Consider the following 19,760-nt stretch of genomic DNA (forward strand, 5'->3'; position numbering starts at 1 on the left):
AAGGGGTGTTGAAGAATGGAAACGATCGGGAAATTAGTCATTAAATCTGCGAATGCCTATCCCACCAAAATTGCAGTGAAAGATCGACATAGGACATTGACTTATGCAGAGTTAATGGAAAGAGCTTATGCGCTGACAGCTTTTTTTCAAAAGGTTGGTTTGAGAAAAGGAGACCGTCTCGGCATCCTGATGTCCAATCGCTTCGAACATATCGAGTTGGATGTAGCCGTTGCTCTGTCAGGTATTATTAAAGTTCCTTTGAATTATCGTCTTCATCCGAAAGAACACGAATATATGCTTAAAGACGCGGGTGTCAATTTAGTGATTGGGGAAGCAGTTTTAATTGAAGCGATTGATCTGAAAATGAACGTCTTGCCTGTTGGAGAGCAATATGAACGGGTGATTCAACAGTATAGAGGCATGAGAAATAATGAAGATATCGGGGAAGACGATCTTTTCGCCATTATGTATACATCTGGAACAACCGGCAATCCGAAAGGGGTTATGCTGACGCATCGCAATATTCTTGCTGGCGCATTATCATTGGCCGTTGCTTGTGATGCAAACTATGGCGATGTCATTGGACATGTTGCCCCTTTGACACACGGGAGCAATTTCCTATCGCATGTTGCATGGCTTTACGGACTGACACAAGTCGTTTTTGATAAGTTCGAGCCGGAAGAATTCGTCAATGATTTGGAGAGGGAGCAAGTCTCCATCATTTTCTTAGTGCCAACGATGGTGAATTTGATGATCCAGCATCCCAATTTCGATCCTTCCAAACTATCGACGTTAAAATCCATCAATATGGCTGGCTCGCCGATCGCTGCAAGCAAATTGAAGCAAGCGATCTCCCTGACAGGCCCAATTTATGCACAAACGTACGGACAAGTTGAGGCGCCCATGTGCATTACGATGATGCCAAAGGACGAAATGGCAGACAAGCTGGAGTCTTGTGGCCGAACGGGTCTATTTGTTGATGTGAAAATTGTTGACGGTGCGAACGTTGAATTAGCGGATGGGGAAGTTGGAGAGATCATTTGCAAAGGTTCGCTCGTCATGAAAGGCTACTGGAATAATAAGCAGACGACAGCGGACACATTGAAGGACGGTTGGCTTCATACGGGGGATTTAGGATGGAAATCTCCGGAAGGCTATATACACATTGTTGACCGCAAAAAAGACGTCATTATTTCTGGAGGAGTCAATATTTATCCACGTGAAGTGGAAGAGGTTCTCAATTTGCATGCCGGCGTGAAAGAAACATGTGTGATCGGCGTTCCGGATGATAAATGGGGCGAGAATGTCGTTGCATATGTTGTGCCAAATGGAACGGTGCCTGTGACATCGGAAGAATTGTTGGCGCTTTGTTTGGAGAATATGGCAAGCTTTAAAAAACCGAAAGAGATTCATATTGTGAATGCGCTTCCAAAAAGCTCTTACGGAAAAATATTGAAGAGGGAGCTTCGCGAGCAGCATGAGGAGGTCCAAGCATGACAAATGTATATATTCATGGAATCGGCATGACCCGTTTCGGAACGTTCATCGAGAAATCGATGAAAGAACTGCTGATTGCAGCTTGCCTTGAAGCGTTGAAAGATGCAGGCAATCCGAAAGTGGACGCGGTCTATGTCGGAAATTTCATGGGTGGTTCGATTTGCAATCAAGAAATTTTAGGTGCGATTGTGGCAAATGAATTGGGCCTTGGTCCTGTCCCGACCGCAAAGGTTGAAGGCGCATGCGCTTCCGGGGGCATTGCGATTAGACAAGGGATCATGGGCATTTTAAGTGGTGAATATGACACGGTGTTAGTAGCTGGTGTGGAAAAGATGAAACATGCTTCGACTGCTGATGTAACCCATGCAATTAATGCTGCGATGGACAATGACTCTAATGAAAAGCTTGCCGGATTGACTTTTCCTGGTTTTTTCGGCGTTCTTGCTAATCGGTATTTTCATGAAACGGGAGCTTCGAAAGAGCATTTGGCAATGGTTGCTTTGAAAAATCGTGAACATGCTGTAAACAACCCGTTAGCTCAATTCCAAAAGGCAGCGACATTCGAAGAAATTATGAATGCTCGCATGATTACGAGCCCATTAGGTTTATTCGACTGCTCGCCTATGACGGATGGAGCGGCAGCACTGGTCATTTCGAAGAATAAATCTAATGTCCATATTCGGTCTTCAGCTCAAAGTTCGGGGCCAACACAAATGCAGGATGCTGACGATCTACTGTCTATCCCGGCAATTCGCGAGTCTGGAAAGCTTGCTTATGAAAAAGCCGGTGTTGGGCCAGAAGATATTGATGTTGTGGAAATTCATGATTGTTTTTCGATGACTGAAATAATCGCAATTGAGGAACTATGTTTTTTCGAGAAACGCCAAGGATGGATAGCGGTACAAGAGGGCAAGACGAAATCTACAGGAATTAGGCCCGTAAACCCAAGCGGTGGGCTATTATCACGGGGCCACCCGATTGGGGCGACCGGCATCGCACAAATATATGAGCTTGTTCGACAATTGAGAGGAACTGCATCGAACCAAGTCGCTGGCGCGAGGTTAGCATTATCGCAAAACTTAGGCGGAACGGGCTCCTATTCAACTGTGCATATTTTGGAAAGGGTGTGACCGGAATGATCGTTTTTCAGTGCGATGTATGCGATTATGCGAGCGTATCTAAGAAATATACTTGTCCGAAGTGCATGAAAGGTAAATTAGCGGAAATAGAAGTTTCCTCGAAAGGAAAAGTGTATAGTTTTACGAATATTCATATCGCACCTGTTGAATTTACGAACCTTGCACCTTACACAATTGCACTCATCCAACTTGACGAAGCAAATGCAAAAGTGACAGTTCGAATGGAGCAATCTGCGCAGATTGGAGATGCGGTTGATATGGAACGCATTGAGGATGGGGCATTCATTTATCAGAAAGCAAAATAAATCGAAAGCTTGTGCATGAAGGCAATCTGCGTCCGTGCACAGGTTTATTTTTTTACGATTTCGTATCAGCATGTAACAAGTTCGAGGGGGATATTGATGAAACTATTACAAGCAGCAACGAAAATCATATCAAAATATTTGGCGATTTGGATTGTGCTGCTTTCAGTGATCGCTTATTTACTGCCAGAGCTATTTATTCCAATCCAAAGTTTAACGGGAGCGGGGTTAGGTACGATCTTTTTATTGATGGGAATGTCCTTGTCAACGGACAAATTGCTCCAAGTAATCCGCCGTCCGAAGTTTGCTTTAATCGGTGTCGGCTTAAAATGGACGATGACCGTCTTCGTTTCAATCGTTATTGCCTATTTATTTTTCAGCAAGGAAGCAGAAATTGCAACAGGCATCATATTGGCGGGAACTGTTCCAAGTGGAACATCTGCCAATATTTATACATTTATCGCCGGAGGAGAAGTAGCGCTTAGCATTACGATGGCGACAATGGATACATTCATATCTCCTCTATTGACGCCCACATTCGTGCAGATGTTCGCAGGTCAATTCATTCCCATAGCTTTTTTGCCATTGTTTTTAAACATTTTATACATTGTATTTCTACCTTTGCTGGTCGGCCTTTTCCTACAATGGAAATGGACTGAAAAAGTAGAGGGCATTAAGCCTTATACTTCCGTCTTATCGCAATTGGCTTTGTTCGTAGTTATTCTTTCTGTTATTTCAAATGCCCAGCAGTCGCTTGCAGCAAATATTGCTGTTTTGCCTACTATTTTTCTTGCGGTAACTTTACAAGTTTGCATTCCAATGGCAGGAGGTTATGCAGTTGCTAAAGCGTTAAAGGTTCGTGAAGTCAATGCACGTGCCATTCTATTCCATACCGGCATTTGCAACACCGCCTTAGCGGCGACACTTGCAATGGAACATGTCAGTTCACTTGCGGCTGTCCCAGCTGTTGCCAATATGGTCGTCAATTTGACTGTTGGTGCTGCGGTCGCAAGTCTTTTCGAAAATAAGTTCAAGTTGGGTGATGAAAAAGCGAGCCTTCATGAAAAATAATTCGAATTTCAAAAGCGCAGGATTTTCATTTTGCATTTCTCATATCTTTAATTATTAGACAATCAGGAGGATTGCAAAATGAAAAGACTATGTTTGCTCACTTTGTTTACATTTATGGTGTTGTTCTTGGTCTCTTGTTCAAACGGTTCAACCGAAATAGAGGAATTGACACCAGTAGAGTCCGTTGAACTCACGATCCAAATGTTTGAAACAGAAAGGATTATATTGAACGGCGGCATGTATGAAGAAGGGGAGTATGAGACGTTTACTTACAAAGGCGGAAGGTATCGATATCTTGCAGCTCATTTGAATACGAAAAAGAAACTGATGGCAACTCTTCAAGAAACAATGACGAAAAAAGCTGCGAAACGGTTTATTAAAGAAAACGGCATTATAAAGCATAAACGGAAAATGGCTCAGCTGGACACAGTTATTCGTTCAGAGGACCCTTTATACCGTTATGATTCAGCTACCGCTAAAGAATTGAAAGCGAAAAAGAAAAAAAAGACGGTACAACTAACAGTGCCGATTGGAGAGACGAGAACTGCAGCAACTTTAACCGTTTTTTTTAAGTATGATGGAAATGGATGGCGGATTGATAAGATTGAAAGTTAAAGGGCGGGGAGGAAGTTTTATCCAAAGAAATAAAATGATGAAAAGTAGTAAAGAAAATATTTTTAAAAAATCATGTTTTTTAGGAATTGCAACATGGCGCGAATGTAAGCGTATACAATTTAAATTATAATTCATAATTGATAAATAATTAGAAAAAGACTGTTGACGTTCGCAGTTTTCCGATATATGATTACAATCAATCTATTAGGAAATGCGATTGTTCGGACAATTGCAGTGCAAGAGAATAATTCCTTATAGATATTTGATTAGGAGAGATTGCCATGAGAAGTGACATGATTAAAAAAGGGATTGACCGTGCCCCGCATAGAAGTTTGCTATACGCGACAGGGGTTAAGACGAAAGATCTTGAGAAACCATTCATCGGAGTGTGCAACTCTTATATAGACATTATTCCAGGTCATAAGCATTTAAACGTCTTTGCAGAAATTGTCAAAGATGCGATCCGAGAAGCTGGAGGCATTCCGTTTGAATTCAATACGATCGGTGTCGATGACGGCATTGCAATGGGGCATATCGGAATGCGCTATTCGCTTCCAAGCAGGGAACTTATCGCCGACTCAGCTGAAACGGTCATTAACGCTCACTGGTTCGATGGTGTGTTTTACATACCGAACTGTGACAAAATTACGCCAGGCATGTTGATGGCAGCAGTTCGAACGAATGTGCCATCTGTATTCGTTTCGGGTGGACCGATGGAAGCCGGTGTTTCCTCAAGTGGTGCACCATTATCCTTAACGTCTGTTTTTGAAGGGGTCGGTGCTTATAAATCGGGGAAAATGACGGCAGAGGAATTGTTAGATATTGAAAATAACGCCTGTCCGACATGCGGTTCCTGTTCAGGAATGTTCACTGCGAACTCGATGAACTGCTTAATGGAAATGATTGGCTTAGCTCTTCCGGGCAACGGAACGATCGTTGCCACATCGGATGAACGCCATAAACTGATCAAAGATGCTGCCAAACATCTTATCCGAATGGTAAAAGAAGACGTAAAACCGCGAGATATCGTAACGAAAGAAGCGATCGATGATGCTTTCGCACTGGATATGGCAATGGGCGGTTCCACAAATACAGTTTTACATACGTTGGCAATTGCGCATGAAGCTGAAATCGAATATAGCGTACAAGACATTAATAAAGTAGCCGAACGAGTTCCATATTTGGCGAAAATTATGCCGGCGTCAGACATTTCAATGGACGATATATTTAAAGCTGGCGGTGTAAGTGCCATTATTAATGAATTGACGAAAATTCCTGGAGCAATCCATCCGGAAAGGATTACTGTGACAGGTAAAACGATCGGTGAAGATGTGAAGGATTATCACATTACAAATGAGCAAGTGATCCGGACAAAAGACAATCCATACAGTCCGGTTGGAGGCCTATCTGTTTTATTTGGTAATATAGCGCCCGACGGTGGAGTGATTAAGGTTGGAGCGGTTGATCCGTCCATTAAAAAATTTGTTGGAGAGGCAATCGTCTTTGATTCCCAAGAAGATGCACAAGCGAACATCGACAATGGAACAGTGAAAGAAGGCCATGTCGTTGTCATCCGCTACGAAGGTCCGAAAGGCGGACCGGGGATGCCTGAAATGTTAGCACCAACTTCAGCGATCCAAGGGCGGGGCTTAGGAACAAAGGTCGCTTTAATTACAGATGGACGGTTTTCGGGAGCTTCGCGAGGGATATCCATCGGCCATATTTCCCCGGAAGCGGCTGAAGGAGGACCAATCGCGTTAGTCGAAAACGGCGATACAATTTCGATCGACTTAACGAACCGTACAATTGAGCTGTTCGTTTCCGATGAACAATTGGCAGAGCGTAGGCTAAAGCTCAAGCCGTTTGAACCCAAAATTAAAAAAGGCTATTTAGCAAGGTATTCGAAATTAGTAACTTCTGCCAGTACAGGCGGAGTTATGAAAATATAATTATATAATGAACTCGATGATGAGGTAAAAGTGAATGGACTTCTGCATTTACAGAGAGCCGGTCGTGCTGGAAGCCGGCAATGCAGCCATTCGCGACATCCCCTCGGAGTGGAATGCTGAAAAGGAAACTGTTTAGGCATTTCCGGGCGCAACAGAATGTGCTCGTTATAAGCGAATGGACAGTTGTTTCTGTCCGTTCAAGAGGCGGCATATATTGTCGTGAACAAGGGTGGTACCATGAAAAGCATTTTCATCCCTTACATAAGGAACAGTGTTCTTTGTGTGGGGTGGAAATGCTTTTCTTTTTATTTATAAACAGCAATGAATGAAATGATTATTCAGTTAGGAGGAGTTTGCAAATGAGTGCTGAAGTTCAAACGAAGCAAGCAGTAATGGAATTGGCGCCAAAGCCGGTTGAACAATCGAACCAACAACCTTGTAATGGGTCGGCTGTTCTGATTAAGGCGTTAAAGGATTTAGGTGTCGAAGTGATTTTCGGTTACCCGGGTGGAGCAGTCTTGCCGATTTACGACGCATTGTACAAAGATCCGATTCCGCATGTGCTTGCGCGTCATGAACAAGGAGCGATCCATGCAGCGGAAGGTTATGCGCGTGTATCGGGTAAGCCGGGGGTTGTCATTGCGACGTCTGGACCTGGCGCAACGAATTTGGTGACGGGGATCACGGATGCCATGATGGATTCATTGCCACTAGTTGTCTTTACGGGACAGGTGGCAAGTCAAGTCATAGGGACGGATGCTTTCCAAGAGGCAGACGTCATCGGCATTACACAACCGATTACGAAGCATAATTATCAAGTGCAAGATGTGGCGGATTTACCTCGCATTATAAAAGAAGCATTCCACATTGCTTCTACGGGCCGCAGAGGGCCGGTCGTCGTCGACATTCCGAAAAACGTGTCGACCGAAATCTTTGTCAATGCGGATGCGTTCGATGCCGAGGTAAATTTACCAGGCTATCAGCCAACGACGACTCCAAACTTTTTACAAATACAAAAAGCAGTTCAAGCAATCTCACATGCAAAAAGACCGATCATCTTAGCTGGAGCAGGAATATTGCATGCACAGGCGATGGACCAGTTGAAAGCTTTTGCGGAATCCCATCGTATCCCGATTACAAACACTTTATTGGGGTTAGGTAGCATTCCGGGAGATCATGAATTGTTCTTAGGAATGGCAGGTATGCACGGAACTTATGCGGCAAACATGGCACTTAGCGAATGTGATGTGCTACTTAATATCGGAGCTCGCTTTGATGACCGGCTTACCGGAAATCTATCGACTTTTGCACCGCATGCAAAGGTGATCCATATTGACATCGACCCAGCAGAGATCGGAAAAAATGTACCAACCGAAATTCCGATAGTAGCAGATGCAAAAGAAGCATTGTCCGCTTTGTTGGATCAACAATTTGATTCGCCTGATACAGCTGAATGGATTACATCGCTCCAATATAAATCAGAAAATTATCCATTGTGGTACAAAACTGACAATAACGAGCTATTGCCACAGCAGGCGCTTGAAATCATCCATCGAGTGACAAAAGGAGATGCCATTGTTACGACAGATGTCGGGCAACACCAAATGTGGGCTGCTCAATATTATTCATTAAACAAACCGGATCATTGGGTCACTTCCGGAGGACTTGGAACGATGGGCTTCGGATTCCCGGCAGCAATCGGAGCGCAAATTGCAAAACCGGACGCCCGTGTTGTAGCCATTGTAGGTGATGGTGGATTCCAAATGACAGCGCAAGAGTTATCTCTGTTGCAAGAAATGAGAATACCGGTGAAAGTCGTTATTTTGAACAATGGCGCACTCGGCATGGTCCGTCAATGGCAAGAGACATTCTATGAAGAAAGGTATTCCCAATCATTAATTCCCGTGCAGCCCGATTTCGTGAAATTGGCAGAGGCATACAACATTAAAGGATACCGGATTAAGACTATGGAAGAAGCGGAACAAGTTTTCCAAGAAGCGCTCCTTTCAGATGAGCCAGTCTTAATTGATTGTCGAGTGAAAATGCAGGAAAACGTCTATCCGATGGTAGCGCCAGGCACAGGATTACATGAAATGATCGGGGTGAAGCCGGAATGAAACGAGTTATTACAGTAACCGTTATTAATCAAAGTGGAGTGCTCAACCGAGTGACCGGCTTGCTAATGAAAAGGCAATTCAATATTGAAAGCATAACAGTCGGTCATTCAGAGCAAATAGGCATGTCGAAGATGACTTTCATTGTTCATGTGGAGGATGAAAGAAAGATCGAGCAATTAGTAAAACAGCTGCAAAAGCAAATAGATGTCATTAAGGTGAATGACATTACAGACAAGTCGATCGTCATGAGGGAACTGGCTTTAGTAAAAGTTGTATCCCCACCTCAAGTACGCAGTGAAATTAATAGCATCGTCGAACCGTTCAGAGCTACGATTATCGACTCCGGCAAAAACGTTGTTACCTATCAAGTGACAGGAGATCCGGATAAAATTGAAGCTTTCATCGATTTAGTAAAGCCCTATGGCATTAAAGAACTATCAAGAACAGGCGCTACAGCGTTCGTTCGAGAAATCCAGAAGCTTCAAACACCTCATCTATCAATTTTAAAATGATGGAAAAAGCATATTTCAGTATAGGGAAAACCTTGGCTAAATTCAGTTATTCTTTCGGTTGGGGCTTACAGATCCTTCACCGAATTGAAGTCAAATAAATGAAAACAAAATTAGGGAGGAATTTTACAATGGCTAAAATGTATTACAATCAGGACATCAATGAAGGACGATTACAAGGAAAAACAATCGCAGTTATCGGATATGGTTCACAAGGTCATGCACATGCACAAAACTTGAAGGATTCAGGATTCAATGTAGTAGTTGGCGTACGTCCGGGGAAATCATTCGATCAAGCGAAAGAAGATGGCATGGAAGTGGCGACTGTGCGGGAAGCGTCTGAAAAAGCAGATGTTATCATGATTTTACTGCCGGATGAAAGGCAAAAGAAAGTTTACGAAGAAGAAATCAAACCAGCATTGACAGCAGGCAAATCACTCGTTTTCGCACACGGATTCAATGTTCATTTCAATGAAATCGTACCCCCATCGGACGTAGACGTATTCTTAGTCGCTCCGAAAGGACCGGGACATTTAGTGCGCCGCACGTATGAAGCTGGCGCTGGCGTACCTGCATTATTCGCAGTTCACCAAGATGTTTCTGGCCAAGCGAAAGATGTTGCATTGGCTTATGCGAAAGGAATCGGTGCTGCGCGTGCTGGTGTCTTGGAAACATCCTTCAAAGAAGAGACCGAAACAGATTTGTTCGGCGAGCAGGCAGTGCTTTGCGGAGGATTGACTTCTCTTGTAAAAGCCGGTTTCGAAACGCTAACAGAGGCAGGATACCAACCTGAATTGGCATATTTTGAAACGATGCATGAATTGAAACTAATTGTCGACCTAATGTACGATGGTGGAATGTCCGGAATGCGCTATTCTATTTCCGATACAGCAGAGTGGGGAGACTTCGTATCTGGTCCTCGTGTAGTTGACGCAAATACAAAAGCGCGAATGAAAGACATCTTGACAGAAATTCAGGAAGGTAAGTTTGCAAAAGGGTGGATCGAGGAGAATGAAAATGGCCGTCCGAACTTTAATGCAATTGAAAAGGCGGAAGCCGAACATCAAATCGAAGTTGTTGGTAAAAAACTCCGTGCGATGATGCCGTTTGTAAACGAAGGATCAAAAACAAAAGAGGAAGAAGTGGTGGGTAGTGCGAACAATTGACATCTTTGATACGACGCTACGCGATGGAGAGCAATCAGCGGGCATCAATTTAAATACAGCAGAGAAATTGGAGATCGCACGCCAACTTGAACGTTTTGGCGCAACCGTGATTGAAGCAGGATTCCCTGCTTCTTCACCGGGCGATTTCGAAGCAGTGGAGAAAATTGCTTCTATAGTAAAAAATTCTACAGTGACCGGGCTTGCGAGGGCGATGAAAAGCGATATCGATACTTCATGGGAAGCGCTCCGGGTTGCACAGCAGCCACATATCCATATTTTCTTGGCAACTTCACCGATCCATATGGAATATAAGTTGAAAAAATCACCTGAACAAGTAGTGGATATTGCAGTGGAGGCCGTAAAATATGCCAAAAAATATTTTCCACTCGTCCAATGGTCAGCTGAAGATGCATTTCGATCGGACCCTGAATTCCTTGTCCAAATCATTAATAAAGTTATTCAGGCTGGCGCAACGACAATCAATATTCCAGATACGGTAGGCTATGCAACTCCGCAAGAATACGGCGCACTCTTTAAATTTTTGAAAGAAAATGTGACGGGTATTGATCGAGTGAAGCTCTCTGCGCATTGCCATAACGATTTGGGCATGGCTGTGGCGAATTCCATTGCTGCCATTGAAAATGGAGCGGACCAAGTGGAAGGAACAATTAACGGCATCGGAGAGCGGGCAGGGAATGCAGCACTTGAGGAAATCGCGGTTGCTCTTCATATACGTAAGGATTTTTACAAGATCGACACAGGAGTGAATTTGCAGGAAATTAAACGCACAAGTCAGCTTGTGAGCCGTTTGACAGGTGTAGCAATCCAACCAAATAAAGCTGTTGTCGGAAAGAATGCATTTGCGCATGAATCTGGAATTCACCAGGACGGAATGCTGAAAAACCGTGAAACTTATGAAATCATCACACCTGAATTGATCGGAGAAACGGTTGCTCCTCTATCATTAGGTAAGCATTCCGGGCGTCATGCATTCAAAGATCGTGCAATCTCTATGGGCTTTGATTTGACGGATGAACAAATCAATGAGGCATTCGCACAGTTTAAGAAGTTAGCTGACCGGAAAAAAGAGATTACTGAAGAAGATCTTTTCGTTCTCTTTACAGGAAAACAAATCGAATCTGCTGATGTTCCGATTTATGACCTGCAAAACGTTCAAGTGCAGTATGGCACGTCCAATATTCCAACTGCCACAGTCTCCGCAGTCGTCCCGACAGGAGAAGAGGTTACTGTTGCTACTACAGGCTCAGGTTCCGTTGAAGCAATTTTTAATACGTTGGAACTGTTAGTAAAAGGTGAAGTTCATATTTTAGACTACCGAGTAACTTCAATCGGCAAAGGTCGCGATGCATTGGGTGAAGCATTAGTCAATTTAAGCTTTAATGGTGAAGTATTTGCAGGTCGCGATGTTTCACAGGATGTATTGGAAGCTTCAGCGAAAGCTTATTTGAACGCAATCAATCGAAAGCTGTTAAAGGAAAAGTTGAAAATAAAAGAGCCGGCAATCGGTTAAAGGATTTTTACAATCCGCTTGTATCAGAATATTCAATTTTATTAACGATTGTTTGTAAGCTGTCAATGCAATGAGTGAAGTAGCAGGCGGCAATCATTGCAGGAGTGTCTTGAAGCAGCAGTAAAATTACAAGTCAAATTTATTTAAAAGTATTTTTAAGCATCAAAGACCAATAGAGGAGGAGAAGTTCGATGGAAAAAAGAGTGGCAGTACTACCTGGCGATGGAATTGGACCTGAAGTGATGGAAGCGGCTGTGAAAGTGTTAGAAGTAGTAGGAAGAAGATTCAATCATACTTTCGAGTTCAGTTATGGATCGATCGGAGGGGATGCAATTGATCGGCACCGCAATCCGTTGCCTGACGAAACGATCGCACTTTGTGAGTCAAGTGATGCTGTCCTTTTAGGAGCAGTCGGCGGACCGAAATGGGATAACAATCCATCTGAATTGCGTCCGGAAAAAGGGTTGTTAGCCATCCGTAAGCATTTTGATCTGTTTGCCAATTTACGACCAGTGAAAGCAGTGCCTTCCTTGCTCCAAGCTTCTCCTCTGAAGGAAGAAGTTGTACGGGAAGTAGATATGATAATTGTTCGTGAATTGACTGGCGGCCTTTATTTCGGAGAACCGAGCAATCATACAAATCAGTCAGGTGTCGATACATTGATCTACACTCGAGAAGAGATTGAGCGGATTGTAGAAAAAGCATTTGAGCTAGCACGTCTCAGAAAAGGCAAATTAACTTCTGTTGATAAAGCAAATGTTTTAGAGTCAAGCAAGCTGTGGAGAAAAATCGTAGATGAGAAGAGAAAAATGTTTCCAGATGTTGAAGTAGAGCATCAGCTTGTCGATTCCGCGGCGATGAAAATCATTACGAATCCTGCTGCATTCGATGTTATTGTAACAGAAAATATGTTTGGCGACATTTTAAGCGATGAAGCATCTGTCATTACAGGTTCGTTAGGCCTATTGCCATCCGCAAGTGTTCGCTCAGACCGTTTCGGTTTATATGAGCCAGTGCACGGATCAGCCCCTGATGTTGCAGGAAAAGGCATTGCCAACCCGGCAGCGGCCATTCTATCTGCAGCGATGATGCTGCGATATTCATTCGGAATGGAAGATGAAGCTGCTGCAGTAGAGAAGGCAGTCAATACAGTGTTCGAGGATGGCTGCTTCACGAAGGATTTGGCATCTAATCAAGAAAGGGCTCTTACTACAACCGAGTGGACAGATAAAGTCGTAGATGAGTTGGATTTGCAATTCGTTTCGAACAGCATCATGTTCTCGTACGTTTAATGAAATAAAATCAATCAATGGAGGGATATCCTGCCTCCATTGATTGTTCGTTAAATAATGCATGTAAACAAAATATAAATCATTATTGGCATCCTTTCGTTGTAATTGGATGTCTGAAAGGAGAAAGTCGAATGGCAAAAACGATTATAGAGAAAATCTGGGACCGACATGTAGTATACGAAGAGCAGGGGAAGCCTGATTTATTGTATATCGACCTCCATTTATTGCATGAAGTCACTTCACCACAAGCATTTGAAGGTCTTCGTCTTGCGGGTCGCAAAGTACGCCGTCCAGATCTTTGCTACGCCACAATGGATCATAATGTGCCGACAAAAAATTTACCTACGATCCACGATCCGATTGCGAAAAAGCAAATTACCACTTTGGAAAAGAACTGTGAAGAGTTTGGCATTCCGTTAGCCCATATGGAACATCCCGATCAAGGAATTGTCCATATTATCGGACCTGAATTGGGACTTACACAGCCTGGAAAAACGATTGTTTGCGGAGATAGCCATACATCGACACATGGCGCTTTTGGCGCGATTGCTTTCGGAATCGGAACGAGTGAAGTTGAGCATGTCCTTTCTACTCAAACGCTTTGGCAATCCAAGCCGAAAACGATGGAAATCAAAATCGAAGGCAAGTTAGGATTCGGCGTCACTTCAAAAGATGTCATTTTGGCGATTATAGCTAAATTTGGCATTGATGTTGGAACTGGTCACATCATCGAATATACAGGGGAAGCCATTCGTAACATGACGATGGAGGAACGTATGACGATTTGCAATATGTCAATCGAAGCAGGCGCGAAAGCGGGTTTGATCAGTCCTGATGAGACGACGATAAATTATTTGAGAAACCGCCGCTATGTACCGGAAGGAGAAGCTTTTGATGAAGCTGCGGCGGAGTGGCTTGCCCTATCTTCTGACGAAGGAGCGGTGTATGACAAAACATTGACAATCAATGCAACTGAAATTGAGCCATTCGTTACATGGGGAACAAATCCATCTATGGGTGCGGGCATTAGTTCAACAGTTCCTACAGTAAATGACTTTGAAAAAGAATCCGACAAGGAAGCGCTGAAAAAAGCACTAACATATATGGGATTGGAAGAAGGAACTCCGTTAACTTCAATTGCGATTCAACACGTATTTATCGGTTCTTGCACAAACGCCCGATTAAGCGATTTGCGCAATGCAGCAGAAGTGATTAAAGGAAGAAAAGTTCATCCATCTGTTACCGCGATTGTCGTTCCAGGATCAAGAACGGTCAAGCAGAAGGCCGAGCAAGAAGGGCTTGATCAAATTTTCAAAGATGCAGGCTTTGAATGGAGAGAGTCTGGCTGCAGCATGTGTTTGGCTATGAATGATGATGTCGTTCCGGCAGGAGAACGTTGCGCTTCAACTTCTAACCGGAATTTTGAAGGCAGGCAAGGAGCCGGCTCAAGAACTCATCTCATGAGTCCAGCTATGGCAGCGGCAGCGGCAATCGCAGGCCATTTCGTAGATGTACGTAAGGAACAGGTCGCTATTGCATAATAGAAAGGATGGGAAAGTATGAAGCCAATTAATGAAGTAACAAGCGTTTTAACTCCCTTGGATCGCAAAAATGTTGATACGGATCAAATTATATCGAAAGAATTTTTAAAACGGATTGAACGTACTGGATTTGGAAAATATTTATTTTATCATTGGCGATACCTTCCGGATGGTTCAATCAATGAAGATTTTGTACTGAATGATAAGCGCTATGAACGCTCTACAATTTTAGTAGCTCACGAAAACTTCGGCTGTGGATCATCAAGAGAGCACGCGCCTTGGGCAATTATGGATTATGGATTTCAAGTTGTCATTGCGCCATCATTTGCAGATATCTTCCATAATAACTGCTTTAAAAATGGCATTTTGCCGATTCGTTTGCAAGTAGATGAAGTAGAGGAGCTGTTGCGAAAAGGGCAGCAATCGGCATACACATTAACGGTTAATTTGGAACAGCAAACGATCAACGGAGAAGACGGCAGCAAATATACTTTTGACATCGATCCGTATTATAAACAAATGCTTCTCAATGGATGGGATGAAATTTCTTTAACCTTCCAATATGAAGAGCATATTGCGGCTTATGAAAAAAAGCATGCTTAAGTTTCTTCTATTATATAGATGTGGGCTATAGCATTCAAAAATAGTATTTGCACTTAATTAACGGAAGTTCTTCGGTTGCTTCACTGCAAAATGGATAGCGAGTTTAATTCAAAATTTAATTTTATATATAGAAGCAGGGGCTGTCGAGAAAGTCAGTGAAAATTGACTATCTACGACAGTTCCTTTTTTATGTGAAAATTTTATTGCTGTCGCTTTCTGTTTTAGGCGTACGTTTTCCATGAAAGGCGGGTGAGCCTCGAACAAGAAGAGTTCAATTTGCCGTATTTCTCGTTTTTTCGGAAACTAAGGTATCTTTTACTCGCAAAGCCTGTATTGTGTGACAGGCTTCGCAGGACATTGAATAGCATCACCGATATCACATCCCACGAAGGAAATGCACAGCAATTTCGTGGAATCTCCATCATCCACTATAGAACATCATATGAAAATCTTTATGTTAAAAGAAATTGTATGTCATGCTCTTTATTCACTTGATACTCTCCTTACGTCACCTATTAAACTGTTAATTGAATCTTGATCATCATTCGGTTACACACTCCCGGCCGCATTAAATTCTGTTCTAGACGGATGCTTTTTAAGGGCTTGTCGGAAAGTCTACCTGTCGATCGCTCCTTTAAAATTCGCGTTTCAGGAGCGCCGCCATCCTCTTCAATAAACAAATTACCTTTGTTTAGGAGAGATATTAAAATGATAAACTAACCGATTATGAAATTGACTCAGTGAAAAACAGAAAGAAAGGTGTTAAAGATGAACAAACCGTTGAAAAAAGAAGTTGTAATTGTTGAGCTAATGCTTGGAATTTCACTAATACTTGGTGTCATTCCGCCCTTAATTATGTATTTCATTACAAAAAGGAAAAACATGTTTTACAATGAGTCGAGTCGCAAGGCACTGAATTTCCACTTAACGATATTTCCCTTTTTTATAATAAGTAGATTTTTCCCCATTTGGTTTATGTTTGCTGTATTGGCAATCGAAACAGTTATTATCATGTATGCTATGAGTAGAATAGCTTTTCAGAAGCCATATAGTTATCCGGCGATTCCCTATATTAAAAGCGGAAAATAGAGAGGAGGCATTCAAATGTCAGGCAATATGTTGACGATTGGGCAGTTAGCTAAACGAGCAGGCGTTACGATCAGGACACTTCGATATTATGATAAAATCGGATTAATAGTGCCATCTGACTATAAAGAAGGTGGCCATCGGCTCTATAGTATTGATGATCTTATACGTTTACAGCAAATTCAATCTCTAAAATTCATTGGATTTTCACTTAAAGATATTAATAATTTATTAGAACTATCTGTTATAGAAGAACACGATCTCACCCGCTCGATCGCTTTCAAAAAAAGAGAGCTTATTGCTGAACAAGAGAGAATTCTACAAATGATTGATCAGTTAGACCATATGACAAAGATTATTACAGGATATGAAAAAATAGATGTAAAATTATTTTGTTTTATCATTCATTCGATCCTTTTTGAAGAGGAAAATCTTAATGAGGCTCAGGAGAAAGGTTCTATTCATAATTTTAGAAGCGAAGCAAGAGTGAAAATAGATAAAGCGTTTTTTTCAATGTTTATGCAGTTGAAAAAGCTTGTAGAAAACGATATAAGCCCAGAGTCTGAAGAAGCATTCCATTTTTGCAGCCAGTTGACGAACCTTACGAATGAAATGTTATCAACTGTGGAAATGGCAGACTTAAAATCTGCACTTCCATTTGACGAATTCAATATACTCAATCCTCTTACGGATGAAGAAAGTACTTTTCTTAGAGATGCTTTTGCTTATATGTCGAAGAAGTTCGGTTCTCAATAGAAAGTAAATACAAACTCAGTTAGGAATCAATTATAAGCTATTCGTTAATTTTAATGTTGACAATTCCATGAAAGATTAGATAACAGAAGAATTGGGACAAATTATTGACGAAAATAGAAGAAAAATATCCGTGATATAAAATTGGTATTCAAGCTCATAAAAAAGGTGAATTAATTGTACAAAAATCAAAAAACGAATCATAGAAAGATTCATTTGAAAGCCTCTCTTATATGGGAGGTTTTTTTGTCGATTTGTATGTTATTATAAGAAAAGATAAGGACAAGAAACTACAGGAGGACATGAAATGCCGAATAGGAAAGTAATGAATGGTATGATTTGCAGTTTTTTGGTAATTGTCTTGTCGCTATTCGGATGCAGCTCGACGGATGCACAAACAAATGCAATCTATCAAAACTTTACAGATGTACATAACCAATTTTGGGCGAAAGATGAAGTGACTCAGTTAGTAGATATGGGAATTATTAACGGCTATCCTGACAAGCAATTTCGCCCTTCGGTTGAAGTGAATCGGGGCCAAGCAGCCAATCTGCTTGCGGGCGCGTTAAAATTGCCGGAACCTGCTTATGAACCGGTTTTTAAAGACATAAGCAACAAATCATCTTTTGTCAAAGGTGCCATGGCTACTTTCAAGGCAGGGATTTTCATCGGTAAGGAAGATGGCACGTTTGGCGCCGGTGATTCATTGACGAGAGAACAAATGGCGACTGTTCTTGTTAGAGCGTTTAACCTTGAGGATACAGGAGAACATATTGAATTCAAGGACGAGGCGCGCATTAGCGAATCCCATAAAGAGGGCGTTAAAATTTTAGCGCAGCATGGCATTACAACAGGGAAAGAAGACGGTACATTCGATCCTAAGACACCTGTAAATCGGGCGACATACGCGGTATTCCTACACCGCGCGATGGTGAAGGAAGGTTTGATCGAAGAAGTGCCGGAAGTGACGTTCATTGAGCCGAAAGTATTTGGCTCCTATCAAGACACTCGTTTCGATCAAAATTTTGTCGAAGTGCCAGTATCCAATAAAGCAAAAACATATTTACGTTCGACTGTCCATTTGCAATATGCTGGCAATAAAACTGTCAACCACCGACATGCTAAAGATATTATCTATACGTATAAAGTTGGAGGATTGTCACCGGCGGTTGTAAATGTAACGAAGAGAGAACTTGAAAACGGGGACTACTTCCTATTTACGGAAATACGCAATCCACAGCGGATGCCAATCAGAGTCGATGTCATCCAAACGGAAGGCGAGTTAGAGAAAGGAATTTTACGTGAATATAGTCGATTCCCAATTAAGAAAGAAACGGATGACACTTTCGGTTTCGATGGGACAACATATCCTACCGGCGTGTTTGAAATTACATCAAAAGAGGGAACGAAAGCGCAAAAAATGATCGGGAAAGCATATCGCTCAAAAGAGTTAGAACTAAAGTATCCTAACGGCGAAAGTAGCCATACGAGAGAGCTGTTGGATGAGAGCGAAGCATTTAGCGGTGTTACTTTGGGTGATATACAATTATCCGTCTATACACTTAGCTCGAGAGGGTATGACATCGTCGATCAATGGATCTTACATTCCGATCAGCAACTATTTTCGACAAACGAAAGAATGGATGCGTGGATGTTAGAATCCGCTACTTATTATAAAAAAAGGAACAAATGGTATACGGCAAACGGACCGTACAATAAAATGGCAACAACGATTGAGCCGATGCCAAAGTCCGGTCGTGGCTACGGTAGGAATCTTCTTTTAGTAAAAGAAGATCGGGTCATGGCGCTTTATAATGAAACGCAAGAGCGATATTACGAAAGCTTGCTCTATAATTCATTTGCCAACCTTGATATTTTCAGAGGGAAAAAAACCTATTGGGAAACTGAAGTGACAAGCACGTATTTGAAAGGTCTTTTCGGCATAACAGCGCCATTTGTCGATACGAGATTCAATGAGCAGATTGCATTGTTCCTGTATAATGGCGGTAAAGCGTTCGGTCATGCAGACTATAATTTAGGTCTGAAAAATTATGCGGATTTGTTAGCATCGCAAAAGGACAAAGGGAATATTATAAAAGTCGATGCCACTTCCTATTATGTGCAAGACTATTTCCCAACCAAGCAGAAAGTGAATACACATACGTCCATGAACCATCTTTTAGGCGGCATGAACATTCTGCTCCTTGCATATGAAGAGTTTGGCGATGAAAAATACTTGAAAACTGCTAATGCACAGTTTTCTGCAATTGAAAAAGATGTAAACCGTTGGATCCGTCCTGATGGCGATATTTGGTATAAAACATCTCCAGACCGCACGTTCGTTGGTCGCGATTATACACATTTGACATTGGAAGATTTAATTCATTCCTATGAAATGTGGACGAATATTGATCCTTCAAAACTGCCATTGTTTGAAAAATTGATCCGATCAAAAGCAGGTTATCTGAATGCGAATCAATTAGGCTATACTACGAAAATTAAAAAGGGACTTGAGCGAATCGGAATGCCGGAACTTTTGCCGGCGGGCGAGGAGCATACAGACGCTTTATAAAAAAAATCCCCATGGAG

General features: G+C 42.2%; 16 protein-coding genes. All 16 read left to right on the forward strand.

Annotated elements, in window-relative coordinates; genetic code table 11:
* Window positions 1-15 precede the first annotated feature (15 nt).
* The 16 genes from ACFQ38_RS06925 (at window position 16) to ACFQ38_RS07000 (ending at window position 19,743) form a co-directional block, all read left to right on the forward strand.
* Entirely contained in the window at window positions 16-1,497 is a 1,482-nt protein-coding gene (locus ACFQ38_RS06925) for a class I adenylate-forming enzyme family protein (RefSeq protein ID WP_381480168.1), read from the forward strand.
* Complete coding sequence (locus tag ACFQ38_RS06930; protein WP_381480169.1) at window positions 1,494-2,627, forward strand: thiolase C-terminal domain-containing protein; 1,134 nt, start codon at window positions 1,494-1,496, stop codon at window positions 2,625-2,627. The genes ACFQ38_RS06925 and ACFQ38_RS06930 overlap by 4 nt, the downstream gene beginning before the upstream one ends.
* Window positions 2,628-2,632: 5 nt before the next feature.
* Window positions 2,633-2,941, forward strand: a complete 309-nt coding sequence (locus ACFQ38_RS06935) for a Zn-ribbon domain-containing OB-fold protein (protein WP_336822386.1) — start codon at window positions 2,633-2,635, stop codon at window positions 2,939-2,941.
* Between the two features lie 96 nt (window positions 2,942-3,037).
* On the forward strand, window positions 3,038-4,009 hold the full coding sequence (locus ACFQ38_RS06940; protein ID WP_381480170.1) for a bile acid:sodium symporter family protein: 972 nt from the start codon (window positions 3,038-3,040) through the stop codon (window positions 4,007-4,009).
* A gap of 78 nt (window positions 4,010-4,087) precedes the next feature.
* Window positions 4,088-4,624, forward strand: coding sequence for a DL-endopeptidase inhibitor IseA family protein (locus tag ACFQ38_RS06945; protein ID WP_381480171.1), 537 nt, complete (start codon window positions 4,088-4,090; stop codon window positions 4,622-4,624).
* A gap of 281 nt (window positions 4,625-4,905) precedes the next feature.
* Window positions 4,906-6,573, forward strand: coding sequence for a dihydroxy-acid dehydratase (gene ilvD / locus ACFQ38_RS06950; protein ID WP_336822383.1), 1,668 nt, complete (start codon window positions 4,906-4,908; stop codon window positions 6,571-6,573).
* A gap of 359 nt (window positions 6,574-6,932) precedes the next feature.
* Window positions 6,933-8,690: an acetolactate synthase large subunit gene (ilvB, locus tag ACFQ38_RS06955; RefSeq protein WP_381480172.1), complete on the forward strand. Its 1,758-nt coding sequence runs from the start codon at window positions 6,933-6,935 to the stop codon at window positions 8,688-8,690.
* The gene (gene ilvN, locus ACFQ38_RS06960; RefSeq protein WP_336822382.1) at window positions 8,687-9,202 is read left to right on the forward strand and encodes an acetolactate synthase small subunit; all 516 of its coding nucleotides are present in this window, start codon (window positions 8,687-8,689) and stop codon (window positions 9,200-9,202) included. Before ilvB ends, ilvN begins: the two co-directional genes overlap by 4 nt.
* 128 nt (window positions 9,203-9,330) lie before the next feature.
* Entirely contained in the window at window positions 9,331-10,365 is a 1,035-nt protein-coding gene (gene ilvC, locus ACFQ38_RS06965; protein WP_381480173.1) for a ketol-acid reductoisomerase, read from the forward strand.
* Window positions 10,352-11,896: a 2-isopropylmalate synthase gene (locus ACFQ38_RS06970; protein WP_381480175.1), complete on the forward strand. Its 1,545-nt coding sequence runs from the start codon at window positions 10,352-10,354 to the stop codon at window positions 11,894-11,896. The genes ilvC and ACFQ38_RS06970 overlap by 14 nt, the downstream gene beginning before the upstream one ends.
* Before the next feature lie 191 nt (window positions 11,897-12,087).
* Entirely contained in the window at window positions 12,088-13,188 is a 1,101-nt protein-coding gene (gene leuB / locus ACFQ38_RS06975; protein WP_381480176.1) for a 3-isopropylmalate dehydrogenase, read from the forward strand.
* A 131-nt stretch (window positions 13,189-13,319) separates the two neighbouring features.
* On the forward strand, window positions 13,320-14,729 hold the full coding sequence (gene leuC / locus ACFQ38_RS06980) for a 3-isopropylmalate dehydratase large subunit (protein WP_381480177.1): 1,410 nt from the start codon (window positions 13,320-13,322) through the stop codon (window positions 14,727-14,729).
* A gap of 18 nt (window positions 14,730-14,747) precedes the next feature.
* The gene (gene leuD, locus ACFQ38_RS06985; RefSeq protein WP_381480178.1) at window positions 14,748-15,332 is read left to right on the forward strand and encodes a 3-isopropylmalate dehydratase small subunit; all 585 of its coding nucleotides are present in this window, start codon (window positions 14,748-14,750) and stop codon (window positions 15,330-15,332) included.
* A gap of 810 nt (window positions 15,333-16,142) precedes the next feature.
* Complete coding sequence (locus ACFQ38_RS06990; RefSeq protein WP_381480197.1) at window positions 16,143-16,421, forward strand: DUF4870 domain-containing protein; 279 nt, start codon at window positions 16,143-16,145, stop codon at window positions 16,419-16,421.
* 15 nt (window positions 16,422-16,436) lie between these two features.
* Window positions 16,437-17,174 (forward strand): MerR family transcriptional regulator, encoded by a 738-nt coding sequence (locus ACFQ38_RS06995; RefSeq protein ID WP_381480179.1) that lies wholly within the window; start codon window positions 16,437-16,439, stop codon window positions 17,172-17,174.
* A gap of 304 nt (window positions 17,175-17,478) precedes the next feature.
* Window positions 17,479-19,743 (forward strand): S-layer homology domain-containing protein, encoded by a 2,265-nt coding sequence (locus ACFQ38_RS07000; RefSeq protein WP_381480181.1) that lies wholly within the window; start codon window positions 17,479-17,481, stop codon window positions 19,741-19,743.
* Window positions 19,744-19,760: the final 17 nt, after the last annotated feature.

Source organism: Sporosarcina contaminans (assembly GCF_042679045.1).
Classification (GTDB): Bacteria; Bacillota; Bacilli; order Bacillales_A; family Planococcaceae; genus Sporosarcina; species Sporosarcina contaminans.

What these genes read in the sequence shown, in the direction of transcription:
- ACFQ38_RS07000 (WP_381480181.1), top strand. Translation starts at nt 17,479, where the DNA reads ATGCCGAATAGGAAAGTAATGAATGGTATGATTTGCAGTTTTTTGGTA.
- ACFQ38_RS06925 (WP_381480168.1), top strand. Translation starts at nt 16, where the DNA reads ATGGAAACGATCGGGAAATTAGTCATTAAATCTGCGAATGCCTATCCC.
- ilvC (WP_381480173.1), top strand. Translation starts at nt 9,331, where the DNA reads ATGGCTAAAATGTATTACAATCAGGACATCAATGAAGGACGATTACAA.
- ilvN (WP_336822382.1), top strand. Translation starts at nt 8,687, where the DNA reads ATGAAACGAGTTATTACAGTAACCGTTATTAATCAAAGTGGAGTGCTC.
- ACFQ38_RS06995 (WP_381480179.1), top strand. Translation starts at nt 16,437, where the DNA reads ATGTCAGGCAATATGTTGACGATTGGGCAGTTAGCTAAACGAGCAGGC.
- ACFQ38_RS06940 (WP_381480170.1), top strand. Translation starts at nt 3,038, where the DNA reads ATGAAACTATTACAAGCAGCAACGAAAATCATATCAAAATATTTGGCG.
- ACFQ38_RS06935 (WP_336822386.1), top strand. Translation starts at nt 2,633, where the DNA reads ATGATCGTTTTTCAGTGCGATGTATGCGATTATGCGAGCGTATCTAAG.
- ACFQ38_RS06945 (WP_381480171.1), top strand. Translation starts at nt 4,088, where the DNA reads ATGAAAAGACTATGTTTGCTCACTTTGTTTACATTTATGGTGTTGTTC.
- leuC (WP_381480177.1), top strand. Translation starts at nt 13,320, where the DNA reads ATGGCAAAAACGATTATAGAGAAAATCTGGGACCGACATGTAGTATAC.
- leuD (WP_381480178.1), top strand. Translation starts at nt 14,748, where the DNA reads ATGAAGCCAATTAATGAAGTAACAAGCGTTTTAACTCCCTTGGATCGC.
- ilvD (WP_336822383.1), top strand. Translation starts at nt 4,906, where the DNA reads ATGAGAAGTGACATGATTAAAAAAGGGATTGACCGTGCCCCGCATAGA.
- ACFQ38_RS06930 (WP_381480169.1), top strand. Translation starts at nt 1,494, where the DNA reads ATGACAAATGTATATATTCATGGAATCGGCATGACCCGTTTCGGAACG.
- ilvB (WP_381480172.1), top strand. Translation starts at nt 6,933, where the DNA reads ATGAGTGCTGAAGTTCAAACGAAGCAAGCAGTAATGGAATTGGCGCCA.
- ACFQ38_RS06990 (WP_381480197.1), top strand. Translation starts at nt 16,143, where the DNA reads ATGCTTGGAATTTCACTAATACTTGGTGTCATTCCGCCCTTAATTATG.
- leuB (WP_381480176.1), top strand. Translation starts at nt 12,088, where the DNA reads ATGGAAAAAAGAGTGGCAGTACTACCTGGCGATGGAATTGGACCTGAA.